Here is a 12,841-nt window from a genome sequence, read left to right as displayed (position 1 = left end):
CTTTTATCAAAATACATAGGAAGAGTGACGCACCATGTTAAAAATAGGCGATACCTTAATGCTTGAACCAAAATATTCGAACTCTTTCGAAACATATAAATGCAGACTCGTAGAAAGGATAGGCAACGATTTATACATTGATTATCCTGTAAACACGATTACCAAACGGACTGTTTTTTTGCTTGACGGAACACAATTGAAAGTCACTTTCGTCGGAGCATACAGTTCCGTATATTTGTTTGAATCAGAGGTAATGGGGCGGGTTAAGCAAAAGATCCCGATGCTTATACTATCCTACCCTGGCAAAAAAAATTTGATAAAGATACAGCGTCGCCAGTATGTGCGTGTTGAAACGCCTGCAGATGTCGCCATTCATCCACTAAACGGCGAATTTCAGCCATTTACAGCCGTCACAGAAGATATAAGTGCGGGAGGGGCAGCAGCAATCCTGGCTGGAAACAACGAAATTTTAAGGGAAGGTATGATTGTTGAGGCGATTTTTGTTCTTCCTTTTCAGAGCGGAGAATATCATTATAAGAGTTTTAAAAGCCGCGTTGTCCGGATTGTTGATGTAAGTGAGAACCGAAAGAAAATTTCCCTGCAATTTATGGAAATCTCTGGACAAGACAGACAGCTCTTGCTTCGTTTTTGTTTTGAAAGGCAGTTAGAGATGAAGAAAAAAGGTTTAAGCTGTTAAGGAATAAATAAATCTTTACGCTCCCATAATATGAATAACTATATGATCGATGGGAGCGGAATGATGAAGACGTTTGAAAGGATTCTTATGAAAGTTATTGTTATTCAATTTATAATCTTGCTTTCAGTACAGTTTTTTTTTCATAAACTAAATATTTTTCCAGAATTAAAGCAAATCACACAATATGAAGGCGTCAGTGAAAACCATTTTACTCAAAAACTTGAAACATTTAAGGGGCGTTAAAAAAGCAGGATTCACCTGCTTTTTTATATTGTCGCAAAACAATTGATTTTCTTAAAACGTTGTTCCTAGTCAAGTATTTCTATTAGATGTGTTAAAATAAGGTGTAACTTCTTTCAGTGTAGGAGGCATTATGAGAAAGAAAATTTCGATTGCAATTGACGGACCTGCAGCAGCAGGTAAAAGTACGGTTGCCAAGATTGTGGCAGAAAGGCTGTCATACTTATATATTGATACTGGTGCAATGTACCGTGCATTAACTTATAAAGCGATTCAGCAAAATGTGGATCTCCAGAATGAATCAGAGTTATTGGATATGCTGCTTGACACATCTATTGAATTCGTTCAGGAGAAGAAAGGGCAGCTTGTATTACTTGATGGAGAAAATGTTACCGATGAAATTCGGACAAATGATGTGACAAATTCCGTCTCAATCGTGGCAAAACATAAAAAAGTACGTGAAGAAATGGTGAAAAGGCAACAGGAGTTGGCTTCCGGCGGCGGAGTTGTCATGGATGGGCGCGACATCGGAACGCATGTACTTCCAAAGGCCGAGGTGAAAATTTTTCTATTAGCAAGCGTAGAGGAAAGGGCACAAAGACGCCATCAGGAAAATCTTCAAAAAGGATTTTCTTCAAATTTGGAGAAATTAAAAGAAGAGATTGCTAAACGTGATAAAATTGATTCTGAGAGGGAAGTGGCTCCTCTAAGAAAAGCTGATGATGCATATGAAATAGATACAACTTCTCTTTCAATTGAACAAGTGGTGGATAATATCATGGCATTGGCGGAAGAAAGGATCGAGTCGATTTGACGTTTTACAGTTTTGCAAAATTTGTTGTATATAGGATTTTAAAGCCTATCTACCGAATTCAAGTAATTGGCATAGAGCATTTTCCTAAAGATGGAGGAGTGCTTCTTTGTGCCAATCATATCGATAATCTGGATCCTCCCATTGTAGGTATTACCGCTCCCCGGCCGGTGCATTTTATGGCAAAAGCTGAGCTATTTTCTGTTCCTGTGCTAGGGAGAATCGTTCGAAACTTAAACGCATTTCCTGTCAAAAGGGGAATGAGCGATCGTGAGGCCTTGCGAAAAGGTCTGTCAATCTTAAAAGAAGGCAAAGTTTTAGGACTTTTTCCAGAGGGAACAAGAAGCAAGACAGGCGAATTAGGAAAAGGGCTGGCAGGGGCAGGATTCTTTGCTCTCAGGTCGGATGCCTATATTGTACCGTGTGCCATTATCGGGCCATATAAGCCATTTAGAAGTTTAAAAGTGGTCTACGGAAAGCCGATTGATTTCAAGATTTTGCGTGAAAATAAAGCAACAGCGGAACAAGCGACTGAATTAATTATGGAAGAAATCCGCAAACTGATAAATGAACATAAGTAAGTCTTCATGCTTGACAAAAAAAACTATTTGTAAGAAGTTAGTAAGAAGAGGTTTTAGAAAAATTCTCTCAAATCAAACTTGTTATTAATGTGGTGATTTTATCACATTGCTTATATTCTTTTGAGCAGTGACTGGATTAAGGAGGAGTACATATGTCAGAAGATATGAATCAAGTAGAAGTAACAAATTTTCAAGTTGGCGATAAGGTAAAGGGAAAAGTAATAAAAGTAGAAGAAAAACATGTCCTTGCCAGCGTTGAAAACAGCAAGCTTGATGGCATAATTCCAATCAGCGAGCTTTCAAGTCTTCACGTTGAAAAAGCGGAAGATGTTGTTACCGTCGGTGATGAACTTGAACTTGAAGTTATAAAAGTAGAAGAAGAAGCATTAATCCTATCAAAAAGAAAGATTGATGCTGAAAAAGCATGGGATGATCTTGAGAAAAAATTTGAAAGCGGCGAAATATTCGAAGCAGAAGTTAAGGATGTTGTAAAAGGCGGACTTGTTGTCGACCTAGGTGTACGCGGATTTGTACCCGCTTCTCTTGTTGAAGACCACTTTGTTGAGGACTTTTCCGATTATAAAGGAAAACCACTTACGTTTAAAATTGTCGAGCTTGATAAAGAAAAAAATCGTTTAATTCTTTCACACCGCGCTGTTGTAGAAGAGGAAAAAATCAGACAAAAACAAAGCCTGCTTGAATCTCTGCAGCCTGGTCAAGTATTGGAAGGAACGATCCAAAGAATTACAGATTTTGGGGCATTTGTAGATATTGGCGGTGTTGACGGTCTCGTTCATATTTCCCAATTATCCCATCAACACGTCGAAAAACCATCTGATGTTGTTGAAGAAGGCCAGAAAGTGAATGTGAAAGTACTAAGCGTGGATCGCGATAATAACCGTATTTCCTTATCTATTAAAGAGACTCTTCCTGGTCCATGGACGAATATCTCTGAAAAGGCACCAAAAGGAAGCGTACTTGAAGGCACGGTTAAACGCATTGTTTCCTATGGAGCATTTGTGGAAGTATTTTCGGGTGTGGAAGGACTTGTTCACATTTCGCAAATTTCGCATAAACATATTGGAACACCGCATGAAGTCTTAAAAGAGGGCCAAAAGGTACAAGTAAAAGTGCTTGATGTAAATGAAGAGCAGCAACGACTTTCATTAAGTATCAAGGAGCTTCAAGAAAGAGAACAGGCAGCACCGACTGATTATGAACTTCCTGAAGAATCAAAAGGATTTCAGCTTGGTGAAGTAATTGGTGATAAATTAAAGAATCTCAAAAATTAATGGTGATAAATCTTGTCAAGACCAAAACGGAAATGGGATCATATAAAATACGCACTAAAAACAGGTCAAATGCGACTTTCCGGTTTTGATGATATCAAATTTGTCCACCAAAGCTTGCCCGAAACTTCTTTGGAAGAAATTCATTTGGGCACTAAAATTGGCGAACTTGTTTTAAGTTCGCCAATTTTTATAAATGCGATGACGGGCGGCGGCGGAGAAAGGACATATGAAATTAATAGGAAATTAGCTTATGCGGCTCGGACTGCCGGAATTGCAATGGCTGTAGGTTCGCAAATGTCAGCTCTGAAAAATAAAAGTGAAAGAAATACATATGAAGTTGTCCGAAAAGAAAATCCTAAAGGTGTTATTATCGCAAACTTAGGAAGTGAAGCGAATGTGGATCAGGCCCGATATGCGATTGAAATGATCGGGGCTGATGCAATCCAAATTCATTTGAACGCAGTCCAGGAATTGACAATGCCCGAGGGTGACAGGGATTTTAAAGGAGCTCTTTCAAGGATCGAAAAAATTATTGCTAGTGTAAATGTTCCGGTTATAGTAAAAGAAGTTGGATTTGGCGTCAGTATGGAAACAGCCTCGAAGCTTGTTTCCATTGGCGTTCGAGCCATTGATGTTGGGGGATATGGAGGAACGAATTTTGCCAGGATTGAAAATGAGCGGCGGCATCGATTATTATCTATTTTTAATGATTGGGGGATCCCAACAGCTGCTTCCATTGTTGAGGCGAAAGAATACGGCCTGAATGCTTCAATCATTGGTTCTGGAGGAATCCAAACAAGTCTTGATATTGCAAAGGCTATTGCCCTTGGAGCTGATGCAGTTGGCATGGCAGGATTTTTGTTAAGATTATTGTTTGAGAAGGGAGAAGATGCACTAGTAGAGCAAATTCACTTTATTTTGGAAGAACTTGCATTTTTGATGACGGCGTTGGGAACAAAAACAATAAAGGACTTGCAAAATACTCCGATTGTAATATCAGGGGCGACCCACCATTGGCTTTCTGAACGGGGAATTAATACAAAAAAATACAGCCAATATAGAAAGTAAAGAGAGCTCCGCTGTAAGGCGGCAGCTCTTTTTTGTGCGCCCGGCATGGGTGTAATCTATAGGGTGCAAGTCCCGAGCTGTGAAGGCAGAAGTAGCAGTTAGCATAACGCAAGGGTGTCCGTGGTAACGCGGAATCTGAAGGAAGCGGACGGCAAACTTCCGGTCTGAGGAATACGAACTTCATATAAGGCTAGGTATCACTGGGTGAGTTTGCAAAACAAAACAAAGCCCTTTCTGCCGAAGGTGATACAGAGTAAATGAAGCAGATAGATGGAAGGAAAGATTACACTCTTACCCGGGGAGATCTGACTGGCACGCCAAGTAATCTTGGTAACCTATCTAGCGATAGATAGCTGAGCAGTCAGAAGTCAGCAGAGGTCATAGTACTCTTTCGAGCTCGAGACGAAAGAGGAAGGACCGAACAATTAAGGAGAACGAAACACTACGCGTTCATCTTCTGTGTTGAAGCAGACAATCCGGCAGGACTTACTTGAAGGAGGAAGTGGTGAATCCCACGGGGGACTTCAAGAGGGTGGAGCAGAAGATGGCACAAATAGAGGGATTCGTTCACGTGGAGAGGATATCTATGTTGATGGAACTGATTTTGTCACGGGAAAATCTCCTAACGGCATTAAAACGAGTTGAACAGAATAAAGGAAGTCACGGAGTAGATGGCATGCCCGCAAAAGACCTACGGAGACACCTCTATGAAAACTGGGACTCCATTCGACAGTCGTTAAGAGAGGGAACCTACAAACCCTTACCCGTTCGTCGAGTCGAAATCCCGAAACCGAACGGCGGAGTAAGACTTCTAGGTATCCCCACCGTGACTGATCGTTTCATTCAACAAGCGATTGCCCAAGTGTTAACGAGAATCTTCGATCCGACCTTCTCTGAACATAGCTACGGCTTTCGCCCAAGCCGCAGAGGACATGAGGCGGTCAGGAAAGCAAAGGGCTATATCAAAGAAGGATATCGCTGGGTGGTCGATATAGACTTAGAGAAATTCTTTGACAAGGTGAACCACGACAAACTGATGGGGATCTTGGCGAAAACGATCGAAGATCGGATTTTACTTAAGTTAATCCGCCGGTATCTTCAATCAGGAGTGATGATAAATGGAGTGGTAATGGAAACAGACATGGAAACGCCACAAGGTGGACCGCTTAGTCCACTATTATCAAACATCATGCTTCACGAGTTGGACAAGGAACTTGAGAAACGTGGACATAAATTTGTACGGTACGCGGATGACTGTAATATCTACGTGAAAACAAAGAAAGCAGGAATTCGTGTCATGAACTCCATTACTAACTTTATCGAGAAGGAATTAAAGCTCAAGGTAAATAAAGAGAAATCGGCGGTAGACCGTCCTTGGAAACGGAAGTTTCTCGGTTTTAGCTTTACACCAAACAAAACACCCAAGATACGGATGGCGAAAGAAAGTGTGAAACGATTCAAGAACAAGATCCGTGAAATCACATCCAGATCCAAACCGTATCGAATGGAGGAAAGAATTGAGAAACTGAACATGTACCTAATGGGATGGTGTGGATATTTTGCCTTGGCAGATACACCAAGCAAGTTCAAAGAATTTGATGAATGGATAAGACGAAGACTTCGAATGTGTTTATGGAAAGAGTGGAAAACGCCGAAAACAAGAATTCGGAAACTTAGAGCATTAGGTGTTCCAAGTCATAAAGCAATCGAGTGGGGCAATACACGCAAGAAATACTGGCGGATTGCCTGCAGTCCCATTCTACACAAAACCCTCGATAACTCCTACTGGAGTCATCAAGGGTTAAGAAGTCTATTCGAGAGATATCATTTTCTACGTCATACTTAATTGAACCGCCGTATACCGAACGGTACGTACGGTGGTGTGAGAGGTCGGGGGTTAGTCACCCCCTCCTACTCGATTAATTGTTATGGAAATTATAAATTTCATACGTTGTGTATAAATTTGAATTGAGTTTATCGTAAACTGGCTCCAGCGCCCAGCCCCTCGAGGTCACAAGCCAAATCACTCCAGAGTCTATCGACTCTTGCGTGATTCGTCTTGTGCTTGTCGGGGCTAAACGGGGCGCTTACGCCTTTTGTTCATCAACTTCTTTTTCCATCATTTAAAGATCGTGCTTCTTCTGGGCTTTGCAATTTTGTTGCACCTGGATAGTGAAGAGCCTTGTCGCGGTCCGATTCCACTCTGCCGCTTTTTCTTAGACGTTTCTCCTGCCTGTCTTTACCCACTATACCACCTCCTATCATTTAACATAATTCACGATGGAAAGATTATACCCGGAAAGATTAAAGTACATAAAATTTTGCCATAATGGTAATGATAGGAGGTAGTAAAAATGGATGGGGCTTTTTTTTATTGGATTTGCTGGCTTATTTGGGTTGCGGCCACTTTTTTATTAGATAGTAAGAATATATACCGGTATACCATTTCAAAAAGGATGCTTATTATCATAATTTTGTCTCCTATTCATTTTTCTGTCTTTCACTTTCAAGTTTATGCAGCTGCTGTTTTCATATTTTTCTCAATTATTATGGATATTTCAAGGCTAAAAAAACGGACAATTCTCTATTTTTTTGTCACTTCTTTCATTATTATGCTAGCTTATGTCAGCTTCCTTATGTTTGAGTTATATGATCCTGTTTGGGTGATTATAAATCGTGATTGGCTTCTTACTTTTATTTTAATGTATTTAACCATTATGCTTCAGTCTGAAGTGCGGATGAGAATGTATACATTGCTTGCAGGCGTTCTCCAAGGAGAACTGCTTTATTCATTTGTATTGCGGCAAAATGGCTTTACATATCCGATCGGTTCATTGGAATTTCTTGATTTTGCAGCATTGGCTGTTGCAATTCTGCTTTTGTGGAGCGGCCTCAAATTTACGGCGGCTTATTTTAACACTCACTTTAACCATTTTGAAAGGGAGAAACATAAATCATCATGAATGAATATACACTGCCAATTTTGTTTGGAGTTATTGTCGGGACACTGACAAGAATTTATATGCTAAGGACAGATTACCGGCAATATCCGACTTATTTGCATGGCAAAATTATTCATATTGCATTGGGATTTATAGCCGCAGGGCTTGGAACGGTTGCAATTCCGGCGCTGCTTGATAAAGAGTATACAGCCATAACGTTTTTAGCGTTGGCTGCTTCTCAGTTTCGAGAGGTCCGCAATATGGAACGAAATACATTGACTGAACTTGACAACTATGAACTTGTCCCAAGAGGAAAGACATATATTGAAGGGATTGCGATCGCCTTTGAAAGCAGAAATTATCTTGTCATTTTCACATCTCTCATTAGTACGTTCATGTATATTTTTTTAAATATTTGGGCAGGAATTGCTGCGGCAGCTGTTGCAGTCATCGTATCAAGATTTTTGATGGCTGGGGGGCAGCTAAAAGACATTGTCGATATTGAATTTGTTGAGCCAAGGTTTGAAGGTTCAATATTGTATGTGGATAACATTACTATCATGAATATTGGTTTGCCTGAACGCCAAAAGGAGGTCTTGAGATATGGGATGGGATTTATTTTAACTCCTAAAAATTTCAATGCTCGGACTACAATTGCCAACCTTGGACAACGACAGGCAATTCTTCACGACGTCTCAAATGCGCTTGGTGTATATCGCGATTCCGGCACTCCGGCACTCGTTCCGCTGGCAAAAAGAGACCTTAATGACGGAAGGGTTGGGGTATTCATTTTACCGCAGGAAAAGAATGTTGAAAAAGCATTGAAGATCATTGGATTGGTTCCAACTTTGGAAAATGCAATCAGGATGCCAACAGAACGAAATAACAATATGGAAGGCAGGGATAAGGCTTGATGCTCGAAAAATTTATTCTTGCCATTGTGACAACAAATCCAAATAAAGTTCCGAGCGGAGCGGCTGTTTTCTATTGTGATTCAAAAAAAGAAATGGAACAAGTGTGTGCCCATTTAGAAGCAATTTTAGACGGCATTGCCCATGCGATTACTGAAGAATTATTCATCATTGTGAGACATTGACAGGTGTTCGAAAGTGGCTGATCTAGCCTAATCACTCCCGAGGTTTTTTCCACTTCCTTTGTAATTTTCTTGGCGGACCCAGCAATGAAGAGAGGCGCTTCCGCTTTTCTTATTGCTTCAGACTATTCACTTTGATAAACTAATGAAGTTAGACCCTTCTTTCATTTGAAGGGTTTCTTTATTATGTTTATGAAGACGACAAGAAACCGGATGAAAAAAAAGCAAAAATATATTTTATATATGAAAGGATGAAATGCATGGCGAAACCAGTTGTAGCCATTGTCGGCCGTCCTAATGTTGGAAAGTCAACGATTTTTAACCGCATTGTCGGCGAGCGGATATCAATAGTCGAAGATATACCGGGTGTAACTCGTGACCGGATTTATAGTTCAGCTGAATGGTTAACACATGATTTCAATATTATTGACACGGGTGGCATCGATATCGGAGATGAGCCGTTTCTTGAACAAATCCGCCAGCAGGCTGAAATTGCCATTAATGAAGCAGATGTCATTATTTTTATCACAAATGGACGGGAAGGGGTTACTGCGGCAGACGAAGAAGTTGCGAAAATCCTGTATAAATCAAGAAAGCCTGTTGTACTTGCTGTAAATAAAGTCGACAATCCTGATATGCGCGATCAAATTTATGATTTTTATTCCCTTGGTTTTGGTGAACCAATTCCAATTTCTGGCACACACGGACTTGGATTGGGAGATTTACTCGATGAAGTAGCAAAACATTTTCCGAGGAAGCAGGAAGATGAATATGACGATGATGTTATTAAATTCTGCTTAATCGGCCGGCCGAATGTGGGAAAATCTTCACTTGTAAATGCTTTACTGGGAGAAGAACGGGTAATTGTCAGTGATATTGCCGGTACAACAAGAGATGCTATTGACTCCCCTTATACGTATAACGGACAGAAATATGTCATTATTGATACAGCAGGAATGCGCAAAAAAGGAAAGATTTATGAAACAACTGAAAAATACAGTGTTTTAAGAGCATTAAGAGCGATTGAACGATCAGACGTTGTACTTGTAGTATTAAACGGGGAAGAAGGGATTATTGAACAGGACAAGAGGATTGCAGGATATGCACATGAAGCAGGCCGGGCCGTAGTGATTGTCGTAAATAAGTGGGATGCGGTTGAGAAAGATGAAAAAACGATGAAGGAGTTTGAACAAAAAATTCGCGATCATTTTCAGTTTTTGGATTATGCTCCGATCGTTTTCTTATCAGCTAAAACGAAAAAGAGAATTCACACATTGATGCCAATGATTAATATGGCAAGTGAAAATCATGCTCTTCGCGTTGAAACTAGTGTATTGAATGATGTCATTATGGATGCGGTTGCCATGAATCCAACCCCGACAGACAAGGGAAGACGGCTGAAAATCTTTTATACTACACAAGTTGCTGTAAAGCCCCCGACATTTGTCGTTTTTGTTAATGATCCGGAGCTGCTGCACTTTTCTTATGAAAGATTTCTTGAAAATCGAATTAGAGATGCCTTCGGTTTTGAAGGTACACCAATCAAAATTTTTGCGAGAGAAAGAAAATAAGGTAAAGGTTGTGATATGAGGTGGAACGGCAAAAAGAAAAAGTAGCGGTGATCGGTGCAGGAAGCTGGGGAACAGCACTTGCAATGGTACTAGCCGATAACGGTCATGAAGTCAGGATTTGGGGACACAAGCCTTCTCAAATAGAAGAAATCAATCGGGCGCATACAAATCAAAAATATTTACCTGGCATATCTTTGCCGGAATCTATTATTGGATATTCTTCTCTTAAAGAAGTTTTGAAAGACATTGAAGTGGCCATCTTAGCCGTACCTACAAAAGCAATTCGGGAAGTTCTCGGGAAAATAAGAGAAGTTCAAGAAACTCCGTTAACAATTGTCCATGTCAGCAAAGGAATTGAGCCAGATACTTTGATGCGCATATCAGAAATGATCGAAGAAGAAATGCCGGATACACTTTTAAAAGATGTTGTTGTTCTTTCAGGTCCGAGCCATGCTGAAGAAGTCAGCCTCCGCCATCCGACGACTGTTACTGTTTCTTCTAAAAATATGAATGCAGCTGAAAAAATTCAGGATTTATTTATTAATCAATATTTCCGGGTATATACAAATCCTGACCTTATCGGTGTAGAGATAGGGGGAGCACTTAAGAATATAATTGCACTCGCGGCCGGAATCTCAGACGGACTTGGCTATGGTGATAATGCAAAGGCTGCCTTGATCACAAGAGGTCTAGCGGAAATAGCCCGTCTCGGTACGAAAATGGGTGCAAATCCTTTAACATTTTCAGGCCTCGCCGGACTTGGCGATTTAATTGTTACATGTACAAGCGTTCATTCTCGAAATTGGCGGGCCGGGAACCTTCTCGGGAAAGGTAAAAATCTCGAAGAGGTCTTAAATAATATGGGTATGGTTGTTGAAGGTGTCCGCACTACGAAGGCGGCCCATCAGCTTGCCAGAAAATATGACGTCAAAATGCCGATATCTGACGCGTTATTTAATGTTTTATTTAACGGTGTGAACCCTAAAGATGCAGTAGATACGTTAATGGCCAGGGGAAAAACACACGAAATGGAAGATTTGGTTAATGTTCTTGACTTAAAAGAATAAAAACACGGAGTTAGACAGAAGATTATTTCTAATATATGGGCATTAGAGGATGCGATTGTATTGCTGTTCGCATACTATGCAACGAAGCAAACTGGTAAATTGAACTGGGTCTTTGGGTATTTTAGTCGAATTTAGGCTGAAGTAAAGGTGCTGCCCCTACCTTTATTTCAGTCATTTTTTTGTGGATGGAAAAGGGCTGGAGCTGCGCTGACAAAAATAGAAATGGCAACCTATTTTCAGCAAGATGCATGGTTTAGCTTTGTAATTATTTTGTGCCTGGCTTCGCTCACACCGCCTTATTATGTTAGTTATGTTTTAAAATAAAGTCTATTTCCATTTTAGGGCTGAGAGTTTAAAACTCATGCTCGTTTTTTCAATTTAATTGATGATGTTGTTTTTTGTCGTTGCACCTATGATATAATACATAACTGAAAAGGAGTGGTTATTATGTCACCTGGTTTAATGAAAATGTGGATTTCCTTTGGTGCAATGGGATTTATGATTATTTCTATTATCTCTATTTATTTTAGCCGTTATAAATTAAAAGGCGTGTTTCGAATCATAACTGCGCTAATTGCGTATGTATTTATGATTCTAGCTGGAATCATTATGTTTCTAATTGTGATCAGCGGGCCTACCAGTTAATAATACATAGACTAAAGGATTGATGTTTTTTGAAAAAAGGAATGCTTTTTTCATTACTAATCATATTGTCTGTAATTCTTTCAGGCTGCCTGTATCCTCAAGATAAGCTTGCTGAAAACCAAGTGCCGTATGAGGATCAAGTGAAATCTGTACAAAGTGCTGTTGATCGATTTCAGAAGGATAATGGCGGAATTTTGCCAATAAAAACGAGAGATGCATCGACACCAATTTATCAAAAATATCCGATTGATTTTCAAAAACTTGTGCCGAAATATATGGCAGAACCTCCAGGCAACAGCTTTGAAAACGGGGGGATTTTTCAATATGTCCTTGTGGACGTCGAAACAAAGCCAACGGTGAAAATATTTGATCTAAGAATTGCTGAAACAATCAGAGATGTAATGATACGGATAAGAGCGAATGGCTATCCTCCATATAAAGAAAAGTTAGCTGATAATGTTTATTCAATTGATTTCAAGAAACTGGGGTTTAAAGAAGAACCGGTTGTGAAGAGCCCTTATTCAAATCAAAACCTGCCTCTCGTGATAACTGGAAATGCCGAAGTATTTGTTGATTATCGGAGTGATTTATATAAAGCGCTGCAAACTGCAAAACACTCTTATAAACCAGGTGATGATATTCGGGAATTATTAGTCAAAAATTCTGTATTTGTACCGGCATATTCGTTGCCTTATACAATTGATCCAAAAACAAAGGATCCAATCTTTTTGGTGAAATAGTCATAACCCTTCTTCTGCAAAATATATTGTAGGAGAGGGTTTTTTTTTTTATTGAATCCCTAAATTAATTAATATATTGAAAGAATATGATCGA

Annotated in this window: 16 protein-coding genes; 15 read left to right on the top strand and 1 reads right to left on the bottom strand. The window is 39.8% G+C overall.

Translation table 11 applies throughout. The annotated features are described in order from the left end of the window. The first annotated feature begins 34 nt into the window (after nucleotides 1-34). From BMMGA3_RS10425 to ltrA, 8 genes are all read left to right on the top strand, one after another. Complete coding sequence (locus BMMGA3_RS10425) at nucleotides 35-697, top strand: flagellar brake protein (RefSeq protein ID WP_004435321.1); 663 nt, start codon at nucleotides 35-37, stop codon at nucleotides 695-697. Between the two features lie 63 nt (nucleotides 698-760). After that, complete coding sequence (locus BMMGA3_RS10420) at nucleotides 761-940, top strand: YpfB family protein (RefSeq protein ID WP_004435319.1); 180 nt, start codon at nucleotides 761-763, stop codon at nucleotides 938-940. 130 nt (nucleotides 941-1,070) lie between these two features. Next, on the top strand, nucleotides 1,071-1,751 hold the full coding sequence (gene cmk, locus BMMGA3_RS10415) for a (d)CMP kinase (protein ID WP_004435317.1): 681 nt from the start codon (nucleotides 1,071-1,073) through the stop codon (nucleotides 1,749-1,751). After that, nucleotides 1,748-2,329, top strand: a complete 582-nt coding sequence (locus BMMGA3_RS10410) for a lysophospholipid acyltransferase family protein (RefSeq protein WP_004435315.1) — start codon at nucleotides 1,748-1,750, stop codon at nucleotides 2,327-2,329. The genes cmk and BMMGA3_RS10410 overlap by 4 nt, the downstream gene beginning before the upstream one ends. A gap of 152 nt (nucleotides 2,330-2,481) precedes the next feature. Then, nucleotides 2,482-3,621 (top strand): 30S ribosomal protein S1, encoded by a 1,140-nt coding sequence (rpsA, locus tag BMMGA3_RS10405; RefSeq protein WP_004435313.1) that lies wholly within the window; start codon nucleotides 2,482-2,484, stop codon nucleotides 3,619-3,621. A gap of 12 nt (nucleotides 3,622-3,633) precedes the next feature. After that, nucleotides 3,634-4,689, top strand: a complete 1,056-nt coding sequence (fni, locus tag BMMGA3_RS10400) for a type 2 isopentenyl-diphosphate Delta-isomerase (RefSeq protein ID WP_004435311.1) — start codon at nucleotides 3,634-3,636, stop codon at nucleotides 4,687-4,689. Nucleotides 4,690-5,148: 459 nt separating this feature from the next. Further along, nucleotides 5,149-5,334: a hypothetical protein gene (locus BMMGA3_RS17445; RefSeq protein ID WP_003347276.1), complete on the top strand. Its 186-nt coding sequence runs from the start codon at nucleotides 5,149-5,151 to the stop codon at nucleotides 5,332-5,334. Next, nucleotides 5,276-6,535 (top strand): group II intron reverse transcriptase/maturase, encoded by a 1,260-nt coding sequence (gene ltrA, locus BMMGA3_RS10395; protein WP_038502376.1) that lies wholly within the window; start codon nucleotides 5,276-5,278, stop codon nucleotides 6,533-6,535. Before BMMGA3_RS17445 ends, ltrA begins: the two co-directional genes overlap by 59 nt. 257 nt (nucleotides 6,536-6,792) lie before the next feature. Here ltrA and BMMGA3_RS17440 read toward each other — a convergent pair whose 3' ends face one another. Next, nucleotides 6,793-6,936, bottom strand: a complete 144-nt coding sequence (locus BMMGA3_RS17440) for a YpzI family protein (protein WP_004435309.1) — start codon at nucleotides 6,934-6,936, stop codon at nucleotides 6,793-6,795. 107 nt (nucleotides 6,937-7,043) lie between these two features. Here BMMGA3_RS17440 and BMMGA3_RS10390 point away from each other — a divergent pair, with 107 nt between their 5' ends. From BMMGA3_RS10390 to BMMGA3_RS10360, 7 genes are all read left to right on the top strand, one after another. Further along, nucleotides 7,044-7,652 (top strand): YphA family membrane protein, encoded by a 609-nt coding sequence (locus tag BMMGA3_RS10390; protein ID WP_004435308.1) that lies wholly within the window; start codon nucleotides 7,044-7,046, stop codon nucleotides 7,650-7,652. Next, the gene (locus BMMGA3_RS10385) at nucleotides 7,649-8,545 is read left to right on the top strand and encodes a YIEGIA family protein (protein WP_004435307.1); all 897 of its coding nucleotides are present in this window, start codon (nucleotides 7,649-7,651) and stop codon (nucleotides 8,543-8,545) included. Before BMMGA3_RS10390 ends, BMMGA3_RS10385 begins: the two co-directional genes overlap by 4 nt. After that, nucleotides 8,545-8,727 carry a capping complex subunit for YIEGIA gene (locus tag BMMGA3_RS10380; RefSeq protein ID WP_004435306.1) on the top strand — a complete coding sequence of 61 codons (183 nt, stop codon included), beginning with the start codon at nucleotides 8,545-8,547 and terminating at the stop codon, nucleotides 8,725-8,727. Before BMMGA3_RS10385 ends, BMMGA3_RS10380 begins: the two co-directional genes overlap by 1 nt. A 257-nt stretch (nucleotides 8,728-8,984) precedes the next feature. Further along, a complete protein-coding gene (gene der, locus BMMGA3_RS10375) occupies nucleotides 8,985-10,295 on the top strand; it encodes a ribosome biogenesis GTPase Der (RefSeq protein WP_004435305.1) in 1,311 nt (436 codons plus the stop codon). A 20-nt stretch (nucleotides 10,296-10,315) separates the two neighbouring features. Beyond that, nucleotides 10,316-11,362, top strand: coding sequence for an NAD(P)H-dependent glycerol-3-phosphate dehydrogenase (locus BMMGA3_RS10370; RefSeq protein WP_004435304.1), 1,047 nt, complete (start codon nucleotides 10,316-10,318; stop codon nucleotides 11,360-11,362). Nucleotides 11,363-11,809: 447 nt separating this feature from the next. Beyond that, nucleotides 11,810-12,007 (top strand): DUF2768 domain-containing protein, encoded by a 198-nt coding sequence (locus BMMGA3_RS10365; protein ID WP_004435303.1) that lies wholly within the window; start codon nucleotides 11,810-11,812, stop codon nucleotides 12,005-12,007. A 29-nt stretch (nucleotides 12,008-12,036) separates the two neighbouring features. Then, nucleotides 12,037-12,747 (top strand): hypothetical protein, encoded by a 711-nt coding sequence (locus BMMGA3_RS10360; RefSeq protein ID WP_004435301.1) that lies wholly within the window; start codon nucleotides 12,037-12,039, stop codon nucleotides 12,745-12,747. Nucleotides 12,748-12,841: the final 94 nt, after the last annotated feature.

This window comes from Bacillus methanolicus MGA3 (assembly GCF_000724485.1).
GTDB classification, from domain to species: Bacteria; Bacillota; Bacilli; order Bacillales; family Cytobacillaceae; genus Bacillus_Z; species Bacillus_Z methanolicus_A.
The sequence above is the reverse complement of the archived record's forward strand: the minus strand, read 5'-3'. Positions and strand labels throughout refer to the sequence as shown.